The sequence below is a fragment of the Candidatus Villigracilis sp. genome, assembly GCF_057083605.1.
Genome location: NZ_JBXMTI010000026.1, coordinates 1 through 11,346, shown reverse-complemented (window position 1 = coordinate 11,346; position 11,346 = coordinate 1). Strand labels below are relative to the sequence as shown.

Here is an 11,346-nt window from a genome sequence, read left to right as displayed (position 1 = left end):
TCCTAAAACTCCATATGCACCTCCAAATAAAAACACTCAAGGCGTTGAATGGGCTGGCAATCAATAAGGTATTTTTTGAAGACATGATATTAATGAATAACCCTGCACCGAGAACAAGGGTGTGGCTTTCCCGCGACTTTCTTCAATTGGATAAATCCCCGCCTCCTTTCCGCGCCTTGAGTTGGCTCCGTACCATGGGCCATTGACCACCCGTTGACGCCCATGACCGTACTGTGCTACACTCCAAACTTGCAAATTTTTGATCATCACCTCATACAATCTCCGCTGGAAAAGGAAATTCAATGTTATTAAAAGGTGACGTCACAATTCATGCACCACGAAAAAAGGTATGGGACTTTCTAACCGACCCCAACCAGATCGGGCAGTGTGTGCCCGGGGTCGAGAAGATCGAAACCATCGAAGAACTGAAGCGCTATCGCGGAGTGGTATCGGTGGGGCTGGGTTCGGTAAAAGCGCGTTTCAGTGGGGATGTCGAAATCCTTGAATTGGATGAACCCAATCGGGCAAAACTAAAAGCGCACGGCACAGCCACCGGCAGTGCGGCAGATGCAATTAGCGAAATGACCTTGAGCGACGGATCAGACGATTCGACTCTGGTGCATTGGACAGCAGACGTCAACGTCTCCGGGCAACTCGCCAGCCTCGTCTCCCGTTTGATGGTGCCGGTCTCACAGAAACTTGCGGGGGTATTCTACGAAGAAGTCCGCAAGCGGATCGAAAAAGAGGGCGCCTCAGCCTGACCGAGAGGCTGGCACAACAACTATGCGCGATATCCTGGCTGACGTGGATCACTGGCAAAGGGACGGTGAATCCATTGCGCTTGCAACCGTCATTCAAACATGGGGCTCGTCACCGCGTAAGGTGGGTTCAAAAATGGCGCTTACACTGAACGGAAAAATAACTGGTTCAGTGAGCGGCGGCTGTGTAGAGAATGCAGTCTTCGAGGCTGGGGTCGAATCGTTGAAAACGAAACAGCCTCAGCTTTTGCATTTTGGCGTAGCCGATGAAACAGCCTGGGAGGTTGGCCTGGCCTGCGGGGGAAGCATTGATATTTTTGTCAATCGGCTTAATAAGAATTTCTTTGAAGAATTACGAACGATAATGGAAAATGAACAAGGAGCAGTGATCGCTACCGTCATACGTGGACCCGACGAGATCATTGGCCGCGAACTTTTGATTCGCGAGGATGGCCGAGTCACAGGAACATATGGCAACGAATGGGACGAGACAGTGTTAAATTTGGCAAATGAGACATTGCAACAAGGAACATCACGCCGCATTATGTTGAATGAATCGATTGAGGTTTTCTTTGAAGCAATCCTGCCCTCACCCACGCTGATCGTTGTTGGTGGAGTCCATATTGCTGTGGCATTGGTCTCTCTCGCAAAGGCGCTCAATTATCGGACGGTTGTGATTGACCCACGCAAGGCATGGGGCAGCAGGGAACGGTTCCCAGATGTGGATCAACTCATTCAAGCCTGGCCCGAGGAAGCGTTTAGACAAATCAAAGCGACTCGCTCAACTGCCATTGCAACGCTTACACATGATCCCAAACTGGATGACCCCGCGTTGAAGATCGCCTTATCTAGCCCCGCATTTTATGTGGGCGCGTTGGGAAGTAAAACCACAAATGCAAAACGACGTGAGAGGCTATTGAAGGATGGCATGAGCGAATCGCAATTGTCACGCTTATATGCACCAATTGGCCTCGACATCGGAGCGCAAACGCCTGAGGAAATCGCGCTGGCGATCATGTCTGAGATAGTGAAAAGTCACAGGAAACAGAATCAATTCGAAAGTAAAGAAGAAGCGCAAGTAGTTTCCAATCTCTAATTCTCTACTCCTCCAATTCTCAAGGATTTTTATTTCATGAAACCCGCTCCCTTTGAATATCACGCACCTGATTCAATCGACCAAGCATTGAGTCTATTACACGAGCACGGCGATGATGCCAAATTGCTGGCGGGCGGGCAAAGCCTCGTGCCTGCGATGAATTTTCGCATCGTGCAGCCGAATGTATTGATTGATCTGAATCGAATTGCGGAGATGAGTTTTATTCGCGAAGAGGGGTCGACGATTCGCATTGGAGCAATGACACGCGAAAGACACTTGGAGATCGATCCATTGATCGAAAAACAGACACCCCTTTTGGAGGAGGCTGTTCCATTCATCGCTCATCCACAAATTCGAAATCGTGGCACGATTGGCGGAAGCATTGTCAACGCCGACCCAGCCGCCGAGTTACCTGTGCTCATGCTGGCATTAAGTGCGCGGTTGAAAGCAAAAAATGTTTCAGGTGAACGCTGGATCGCTGCGCATGATTTTTTTGCGGGCATGTTCACCACTGCACTTGCGTCTGACGAAATTCTGGTTGAGATCGAACTGCCATTTATATCAGCACGTACAGGCTGGTCGTTCATGGAAGTTGCTCCGCGCGCGGGAGATTATGCTTTGATGGGTGTTGCCGCATTGGTAACTCTGGATGAAAACGGAAAATGCAAGCAAGCAAAGTTGGTTTACTTGAATGCGGGCGATGGGCCAGTGGATGCAAAAGAATCCGCTAAAATTTTGGTGGGCGAAAAGTTGAATGACAAATTGGTTGAAACTTCCGCAGAAATGGCGAGTGAAACGGAGATCAATCCTTTTGGAAATGTGCACACCTCACCAGAATTCCAACGTCATTTGGCAAATGTGTTGACGAAGAAAGCATTGAAGCAAGCCATGCAGCGCGCGGAGGAAACCCTGCAATGACCCAATCATTCCCTGTGACGACCACGGTCAACGAAAAAGTCTACAAACGCGAAGTGGAGCCGCGCTTATTGCTTAGCGATTTTCTGCGGCACGAACTTGGACTCACAGGCACTCACGTCGGCTGTGAACACGGTGTCTGTGGAGCTTGCACGATTCTGTTTGATGGCGAGTCGATGCGTTCATGTTTGATATTTGCTGTTCAAGCGGATGGTCATGCAATTTCAACTGTCGAAGGTTTATCTTCCCCCCATATTGGGGAGACCGAGAGGGGTGATGGTCTTCATCCAATTCAGCAAGCCTTTTGGGAAGCACATGGCTTGCAATGTGGCTACTGCACTCCAGGCATTTTGATGACGCTTGTTCCATTTTTAAAACAAAATCCCAACCCAACCGAATATGAAATTCGCCATGCACTCTCAGGGAACTTATGTCGCTGCACGGGTTACCAGCATATAGTGGATGCGGTCTTACTGGCGGCAGAGAAAATGCGGTAATTGGTAATTGGAAAATTAGAGATTGAATATTATGGTGGTTGAGTAGCCCCGAACGCATTTGGAGGGGCGTATCGAAACCACCTGGTAATTGGAGATTAGAGAATCGAGATTATGACTGATTATCGGTTAATAGAGTCTTTGCGTTCTGGTGATTTGACGTTTCCTGAATACCTCGCTCAGGCGGAGTCGCGGTTTATTGAACGCGAGGCCTCCATCCTTGCATTCATCCCTGAGGATGATCGCTTTGCGCGTTTACACAAAGAGGCAGAGGCGCTTGTCTCGCAATATCCCGATATGATCAGTCATCCACCTTTGTTTGGAATGTTAACAGGCGTGAAGGATATTTTTCACGCGGATGGATTCGTCACTCAAGCGGGTTCTCGTTTGCCTTCCGATGAACTCCAAGGAACAGAAGCGGAAAGTGTAACCAGACTCAAAAATGCTGGCACGCTGATTTTAGGCAAGACCGTCACAACTGAATTTGCCTATTTCTCACCTGGCCCTACGCGGAATCCTCATAACCTCGAACATACACCAGGCGGCTCAAGCAGCGGATCGGCGGCGGCGGTTGCAGCGGGATTATGTTCCTTAGCGCTGGGGACTCAAACCATCGGCTCGATCATCCGCCCCGCGTCTTTTTGCGGAGTCGTCGGAGTCAAGCCAACATATGATCGTATTTCACGCGAAGGGGTCATTCCACTTTCGCCATCACTCGATCATGTTGGGTTTTTTACTCCTGATGTGGAAACCGCAATTCACGCCGCCCGCGCCTTGTATCAGGATTGGGATGAACCAATTGAGCCGTTGAAAAAACCAGTACTCGCAATTCCCGATGGCCCATATTTACAAAGTGTTTTAGAAGAAGGACGAGTCCATTTTGAAAACGTCTGCAAATTGCTAAACGAAAATTATCAATTGCTGCATATCCCCGTCATGGCTGATTTCCAAGAGATACGCAATCGTCACGATCTCATCATGTCGGCTGAGGCCACGCGCGTTCACAAGGCATGGTTTGAAAAATATGAAGACCTCTATTCATCCAAATTTACTGAATTGATCCGACGTGGTCAACCGATCACCGGTGACCAATTGGAAAACGCCCTTACTGCCTGTGATGATTTTCTCTCTGAACTCAGACAAGCCATGATCGACAACAACATCGATCTATGGATTTCCCCTTCCACAGTCGGCCCCGCGCCCAAGGGTCTGGAAAGCACGGGAGATCCAATCATGAACCTCCCATGGACTCAAGCAGGTTTGCCAGCCATCAATCTGCCAACGGGAAAAAATCAAGATGGATTGCCGATGGGTTTACAAGTCATCGGCAATTGGCACAAAGATGAATCCTTGCTATTCTGGGCGGCGGAGCTTGAGAAAGTTGTGAGCCATCAATGACAGTCACAAAGTGGAACGTCCGCGCTGGCACATATTATGACTCAGTCATCCTCATGCAATTGCAGCGCGGTTTGTTAGGTTTACCTGGCGTGGTCGATGCAGGCGTCGTAATGGCGACCCAGGCCAACCGTGACTTGCTCGCAGCAAACAGCCTATTGCCAGATTCTATTACTGCCAATCCAGATGATTTGTTGATCGTTGTAAAAGCTAATGATGATTCTTCTGCAGAAGGCGCCATTGGAAAAGTAGATGAGCTGCTAACCCGCCGAAAATCCTCCGATTCTCAAAGCGACTTCCGCCCGCGCAGTTTGAGCGCCGCAGTCAAACAATTACCTGAGGCAAATTGGGTGCTGATCTCAGTTCCAGGTCGTTACGCAGCAGGCGTTGCACGCGAGGCGCTCGAACTTGATAAGCATGTTTTTCTTTATAGTGACAACATCTCTTTGGAGGATGAAATCACATTGAAGAAGACCGCGCGCGAAAAAGGATTGCTTGTGATGGGGCCTGATTGTGGAACAGCGATCATCAACGGTATCGGGCTGGGATTTGCCAACCGCATCAGGCGCGGACCGATTGGCCTGGTCGGTGCTTCGGGTACCGGACTCCAGGCTGTGACGACTCACATCCACAATCTCGGCGGAGGTGTGTCCCACGCTATCGGCACAGGTGGACGCGACCTGAAGTCCGATGTTGGTGCTATCACTGCAAAGCAATCATTGAATTTATTGGCGCGCGATCCTGACACAAGAGTTATTGCTCTTATTTCCAAACCACCATCACCAGATATTGCGACTCAACTCATCTCCGCCGCGCAGGGGACGGGCAAACCCGTTGTCATCTATTTCATCGGCTATCCCCCACCTGCAAGGAAGATCGGCAGTCTACATTTTGCAATTAGTTTGAGTGAAGCCGCAGAAATTGCGGTTAGAAAATTAGAGGATTGGACGCTTCGCGTGGAGACTAGCGACTCCAAATCTCCAGTCTCCAATCTCTATGTTCGTGGTCTGTTCTCTGGCGGGACGCTGGCCTATGAAACTCTGCTAGGTTTGCAAGCATCACTATCCCCAATTTATTCCAATTCTCCAATCACTAATTCTCAGAATTTAGATGACCCTCTCAAGAGTAAAGCCCATACCATCATTGATCTTGGTGATGAGTTCTTCATGGTTGGTCGTCTGCATCCGATGATCGATAATGATTTACGAATCCGCCGCATGAAACAGGAAGCTGCCGACTCAGAAGTTGGGATGATTCTGTTTGACCTTGTTCTCGGCGAAGGTTCGCATCCTGACCCTGTGAGCGAGTTAGTTCCTGCCATTCGAGAGATTCAGAAAAATAGAAAAGATATTGAGCTCGTTGCAATGGTTATTGGCACAGATGATGACCCGCAAAATATTCAATCTCAAATTGACCAATTGAAAGAAGCAGGCGTTGTAGTATTTCGGACGGCAACTGAAGCTGTGGAATATATTAGTCTGAAGTTTAGCCATCATGAGTCCAATCAATTTCCACTTGTTAATATTGAACAATTGAAACAGCCTCTCGCCGCCATCAATGTTGGGCTGGAATCTTTTTACGACAGCCTCATCTCACAGGGAGCGCAAGCCGTTCATGTGGAGTGGCGTCCGCCTGCAGGTGGGAATGAAAGGCTGGCAAGCTTGCTGGCGAAGATGAAAAGCAAAAAAGAGAATTAGAGGATCAGAGAATTCTCCAATCCTCTAATTCCCATAAACCACGGAGACAAATATGGACATTGATACCGCCAACCAGACCGCTGTCAATCGCATGATGGAAGCAAGGCCCATCTTGAAAGCTGTCGCCACTGCACGAGATGTTATCCCTGGCATGAAAGATAATCTGCTGCTTCACGCGGGTCCACCCATTGAATGGGCGCGGATGTCGGGTCCGTTGCGGGGAGCGATCATCGGCGCGATGTTATTCGAAGGGATCGCCAAATCGGAAACAGAAGCAACTTCTATGGTGGAAAGAGGCGAGGTCGAATTCGACTCGTGTCATCATCACGGCACGGTTGGACCGATGGCGGGAGTCATATCCGCTTCGATGAAAGTTTATGCCGTTGAAAACGCCGAGCATGGGAATAAATCATTTTCTAATTTGAATGAAGGGTATGGAAAAGTTTTGCGTTACGGCGCGTACAGCGATGATGTGCTAAAGAAACTCCATTGGATGAATGACGTACTTGGGACAGCGTTGGCTGATGCACTCGCACAATCAAATGGGTTGGACTTGCGTGCTTTAATTGCCGAAGCGTTACACATGGGCGATGAAGGACATAATCGCAATAAGGCGGGGTCGTTGCTGTATTTGAAATTGATTTCGCCATTAATTGCAAAAGTTGTAAAAGATAATGTAATGGAATCAGAAGTGCTCCAGTTCATCGGTGATAACGCCTTGAGTGTTTTGAACCCCGTCATGGCGGCTTGCAAAGCCATGACTGATGCCGCGCATGGAGTGGAAGGCAGCACGATTGTCACAACGATGGCACGAAATGGCACAGACTTTGGAATCCGTGTGAGCGGACTGGGTGAAAAGCAATGGTTCACCGCATCTGCAGAAATCCCGGTTGGATTGTTTTTTTCAGGTTTCTCTCAAGATGATGCAAATCCTGATATCGGCGACAGTGCGATTACAGAGACCGCGGGCATTGGGGGCTTCGCCATGGCGACCGCCCCCGCAATCGTGACATTCGTTGGCGGCACCCCAAAAGATGCAGTAAATGCGACGCTCGAAATGTATGAAATCACTTTTGCTGAGAGCAAGTTTTTTACCATGCCCGTCCTTGATTTTCGAGGCACACCAACAGGCATTGACCTTCGCAAAGTTGTTGAGTTGGGAATTACACCGCGAATCAATACCGGCATAGCACATAAGAACGCAGGTGTAGGTCAAGTGGGTGCAGGCCTGGTAAGACCGCCATTAAAAATATTCGAAGATGCGTTGGTTGCATTTGCAGAAAAATATGATATCTAAAGAGGAGAAACCATGACCAAAATTTATGATCTGTCTCAAGACCTGAACGCGGATGCTTCCTTCTGGCCGTTTTACCCGCCTTTTGAAGTGAAATACATCAAAAGGAAATCGGAACAAGGTGTGAATGCCCAGTATATTATGACCTCCAATCACATGGGCACGCATTTGGATGCACCCAAGCATTTTGTCACCAGTGGCAAGACAATTGAGCAAATTCCGATTGAGTGGTGTTACGGGCCAGGCGTAATTGTGGACTTGAGCGACATGTTAGACGACCTCGGCATGTTTACGCCGGAAGATATTGAAAAGCGTGTTGAAGTAAAAGATGGGGATATTCTCTTCATTCACACAGGTTGGCATAAGTATTCATTCTTCAGCCCAACAGGTGATGAAGAACGATATATCCAACGTCACCCAGGTCCGCACTTTAGTATTTGCGACTGGCTGCTCAAAAAGAAGATTCACATCTGGGGCGTGGACATGATCTCCACCGACCACCCAATGAACCTGCCCATCGGTCGCTTCCTCGGCAAGGGCGGACTGGAACACTGGCAGAAAGTCCGCGCGAAGACAGTGGAAAAATTTGGTGAAGATCAAATGGATGTGTTGTTCCCTGATTCTGCTTATCAGTTGACGCACAACGCCTTATTTCCGCATGATTGCATTCACGTGGAGAACCTCGGCGGCGACATTGGCTTGAAAGAACTACACAACAAACGCATCACGCTCGGCGTCTTCCCGTGGAAGTTCAAAGGCGGCGAAGCGGCGTTTTGTCGCGCGGTAGCCTGGGCGTAGTTGGCAGTATGTCGTTGCGAGCGTTCTTTGCGAAGCAACCCCCTACTATGCGAGGAGATTGCTTCGTCGGGCTATCGCTCTCCTCGCAACGACATGAAATGAGGTGTGAATGACCACTCGATATTTCGGCGAACGGATTAAACGCAACGAGGACCCGCGCCTCCTCACTGGACAGGGATTGTATGTGGACGATGTGGATTTGCCCAACATGCTCCACGTTGCTTTCGTGCGGAGTCCATACGCGCACGCGCGGATTAATAATATCGACGTTTCGCAAGCCTTGGGACGCGAAGGCGTGGTTGCCGTTTACACGGCAAACGATTTGGGCGATTACTGGAAGCCTGGTCCGTTACTGGTTTCGCCGCCGCCTGTGGATAATATTGTCTTCAATGAGAAGACGCAGGTTCCACTCGCAAAGGACAAGGTCAAGTTTGCGGGGGAGCCGATTGTTATGGTGCTCGCAGAGAGTCGTTACATCGCTGAAGATGCGTTGGCTGATATTCAAATTGACTACGAACCGCTCGAAGCCGTCGTTGATCTTGAAAAAGCCTTGCAACCTGACAGCACTCTTATTCACGAAGAGATTGGCTCAAATATCGCCGCAAATGTTGTTCAAAGAAAAGGCGATTATGAAGCCGTAAAGGATAATGCTGCCTTAATTGTCAAACGTCGTTTTCTTTACGAGCATGGATGCGCTGCAGCCATCGAGAATCGTGGCATCGTCGCGGAGTGGGATAAGCGTGCAGGGAGATTAACCGTCTGGGACACCACGCAGGCTCCGGTTGTGATCCGAAACGGATTGGCAGGTATGCTTGGGTTGTCGGAGCGGCAAGTCCGCGTTATCGCGCCGTTCATCGGCGGCGGATTCGGTCCGAAGATCATGATGTTCTATCAGGAAGAAGTGCTCGTCCCGTGGGCGGCGATGAAGTTAAACCGCCCCGTCAAGTGGATCGAAGACCGCGCCGAAAACTTTGTCGCGACCACACACGAGCGCGGACAAATCCATGATGCGGAGATCGTGCTTGACAAGGACGGTCATATTCTCGGCGTGCATGATATCTTTTTGCATGATACGGGTGCGTATGCACCTTATGGCTTGACAGTGGCGCTCAATTCGCAAGCCAACGTGCTCGGGCTGTACGATATCAAAAATTACTATAGCGAGTTTACAGCGGTCTTCACCAACAAGACCATCGTCACGCCGTATCGCGGCGCTGGCAGACAACATGGAGTCTTTGTTATCGAGCGACTGCTTGATTTAGCCGCGAAAGAATTGAAGATCGACCGCGCTGAAATCCGCCGACGCAACTTTATCCAGCCAGACCAATTCCCATACAACAACGAGATCATCTATCAGGATTTTGCTCCGCTGGTATATGACAGCGGCAACTATGAACCGTTGTTGGATCAAGCGCTGGAAAAGATCGGCTATCACAAATTCGTCAACGAGATCCAGCCGAAGCTACGCGCCGAAGGCAAACACGCTGGCATTGGAATCGTCGCGTACGTGGAAGGCACAGGCATCGGACCGTACGAAGGTGCGAAGGTGCAGGTGATGAGCAGTGGACGCGTCTCGGTCGTCACGGGTGTTGGCACACAGGGACAAGGTCACTTCACGAGTTTTGCGCAAATCGTCGCGGAGCAAATCGGCGTGGATGTCAATAAAATTGATGTTGTCACAGGCGACACTGACCAATTCTATTGGGGTGCAGGGACGTTTGCCAGCCGCGGCGCGGTCGTCGCAGGCAATGCCATCAACGAAGCCGCGAAAGTTGTGCGCAAGAAAATTCTCAAACTCGCCTCCGAACATTTCAACGCGCCCGAAGATGAACTCGAACTCGCCGATGGCATGGTCAAAGTGCAGGACCTGCCGCGCATGTCCATTTCGCTGGGTGAACTCGCGGGCAAGGCGAATCCGATGCGCGGCGCTGTCAAGCCTGGCACCGAGCCTGGTTTGGAAGCGACCAGCTATTTCGGTCCAGAAAGAGGCGCCACTGCCAGCGGCATCCACGCCATGATTGTGGAGGTCAATCCCGAGACTCTGCAGATCCACATCCAAAAATATCTCGTCGTGCACGATTGCGGCAAGGTCATCAATCCGCTGATCCTCGATGGGCAGATCCATGGCGGCGTGGCGCAGGGCATTGGCAACGCGTTTTACGAGCGGCTCGCCTACGACGAAAACGGGCAACTGCTCAATGGCACGTTCATGGATTATCACCTGCCCACGAGCCTGGACGTGCCGCGCATCGAAACGGGACATGGCGAAACGCTTTCGCCGCTTAACCCGATGGGTGTGAAAGGCGCGGGCGAAGCGGGCGCGATCCCCGTCGGTCCGTTGTTCGCGCAGGCGTTGGAGGATGCGTTGCACGATGTGGATTTTGAGATTCTGGAAATCCCGCTGAATTCGAATCGGTTGTGGGAGTTGGTGAATAGTAAATAGTTTTGGATGAAGTGCTACGCTTCATTCTCAGCCGATGGTTGATTCTAACCATGAAGTTTTTTCTTCGCCTCAGCAGTCTTCACTAAAAACGGTGCTATACTGCTTCAAAAGCAATTAAAATCGAATGTGCGTTCAGGAGCTGGTTGTCTATTGCCATCAGTAGCTGGGTTTGAGTTTCTTTTGGAAAGGAATAACAAAATGTCTGACGCTGCTATTTCGGTATTAGCAAAATTGCAAAAAGAATACCTTGCCGAACTTCAGAAGCAGGGAATTGCAGAACCACCATATCCTTCTTTAGAATCATGGGAAGCAGCGAGAAAACATTGTGTGCATGATTTAAGTAGCCTAATTGGATCTCAATCTGCACAAAGAGAGGTTGATAAAATAAATCAAATCTCTTCGGTATTATTTCAGCAAGCCCCCACACCATACCGTACTCCTTATACATACTGGGTT

At 49.7% G+C, this 11,346-nt stretch carries 10 protein-coding genes; all 10 read left to right on the top strand.

From position 1 onward, the window contains the following. Positions 1-302: 302 nt before the first annotated feature. Positions 303-761, top strand: coding sequence for an SRPBCC family protein (locus AC14M5_RS04360; protein ID WP_484028413.1), 459 nt, complete (start codon positions 303-305; stop codon positions 759-761). Positions 762-783: 22 nt separating this feature from the next. After that, a complete protein-coding gene (locus tag AC14M5_RS04355; protein ID WP_484028412.1) occupies positions 784-1,854 on the top strand; it encodes an XdhC family protein in 1,071 nt (356 codons plus the stop codon). 36 nt (positions 1,855-1,890) lie between these two features. Continuing rightward, entirely contained in the window at positions 1,891-2,772 is an 882-nt protein-coding gene (locus AC14M5_RS04350) for an FAD binding domain-containing protein (protein WP_484028411.1), read from the top strand. Next, positions 2,769-3,266 (top strand): (2Fe-2S)-binding protein, encoded by a 498-nt coding sequence (locus tag AC14M5_RS04345; protein WP_484028410.1) that lies wholly within the window; start codon positions 2,769-2,771, stop codon positions 3,264-3,266. Before AC14M5_RS04350 ends, AC14M5_RS04345 begins: the two co-directional genes overlap by 4 nt. 111 nt (positions 3,267-3,377) lie before the next feature. Further along, a complete protein-coding gene (locus AC14M5_RS04340) occupies positions 3,378-4,661 on the top strand; it encodes an amidase (protein ID WP_484028409.1) in 1,284 nt (427 codons plus the stop codon). Further along, positions 4,658-6,355 (top strand): acyl-CoA synthetase FdrA, encoded by a 1,698-nt coding sequence (gene fdrA / locus AC14M5_RS04335; protein WP_484028408.1) that lies wholly within the window; start codon positions 4,658-4,660, stop codon positions 6,353-6,355. The genes AC14M5_RS04340 and fdrA overlap by 4 nt, the downstream gene beginning before the upstream one ends. A gap of 52 nt (positions 6,356-6,407) precedes the next feature. Continuing rightward, the gene (locus AC14M5_RS04330; protein WP_484028407.1) at positions 6,408-7,652 is read left to right on the top strand and encodes a YlbE family protein; all 1,245 of its coding nucleotides are present in this window, start codon (positions 6,408-6,410) and stop codon (positions 7,650-7,652) included. A gap of 12 nt (positions 7,653-7,664) precedes the next feature. Next, positions 7,665-8,447, top strand: a complete 783-nt coding sequence (locus AC14M5_RS04325) for a cyclase family protein (RefSeq protein WP_484028406.1) — start codon at positions 7,665-7,667, stop codon at positions 8,445-8,447. Positions 8,448-8,556: 109 nt separating this feature from the next. Further along, on the top strand, positions 8,557-10,890 hold the full coding sequence (locus AC14M5_RS04320; protein WP_484028405.1) for a molybdopterin cofactor-binding domain-containing protein: 2,334 nt from the start codon (positions 8,557-8,559) through the stop codon (positions 10,888-10,890). A 198-nt stretch (positions 10,891-11,088) separates the two neighbouring features. Next, the coding region (locus AC14M5_RS04315) for a hypothetical protein (protein WP_484028404.1) at positions 11,089-11,346 on the top strand (258 nt) is incomplete at its 3' end.

Bases quoted from the DNA above. Each gene is read 5' to 3' on its own strand.
- AC14M5_RS04360 (WP_484028413.1), top strand. From the start codon at position 303: ATGTTATTAAAAGGTGACGTCACAATTCATGCACCACGAAAAAAGGTA.
- AC14M5_RS04355 (WP_484028412.1), top strand. From the start codon at position 784: ATGCGCGATATCCTGGCTGACGTGGATCACTGGCAAAGGGACGGTGAA.
- AC14M5_RS04350 (WP_484028411.1), top strand. From the start codon at position 1,891: ATGAAACCCGCTCCCTTTGAATATCACGCACCTGATTCAATCGACCAA.
- AC14M5_RS04345 (WP_484028410.1), top strand. From the start codon at position 2,769: ATGACCCAATCATTCCCTGTGACGACCACGGTCAACGAAAAAGTCTAC.
- AC14M5_RS04340 (WP_484028409.1), top strand. From the start codon at position 3,378: ATGACTGATTATCGGTTAATAGAGTCTTTGCGTTCTGGTGATTTGACG.
- fdrA (WP_484028408.1), top strand. From the start codon at position 4,658: ATGACAGTCACAAAGTGGAACGTCCGCGCTGGCACATATTATGACTCA.
- AC14M5_RS04330 (WP_484028407.1), top strand. From the start codon at position 6,408: ATGGACATTGATACCGCCAACCAGACCGCTGTCAATCGCATGATGGAA.
- AC14M5_RS04325 (WP_484028406.1), top strand. From the start codon at position 7,665: ATGACCAAAATTTATGATCTGTCTCAAGACCTGAACGCGGATGCTTCC.
- AC14M5_RS04320 (WP_484028405.1), top strand. From the start codon at position 8,557: ATGACCACTCGATATTTCGGCGAACGGATTAAACGCAACGAGGACCCG.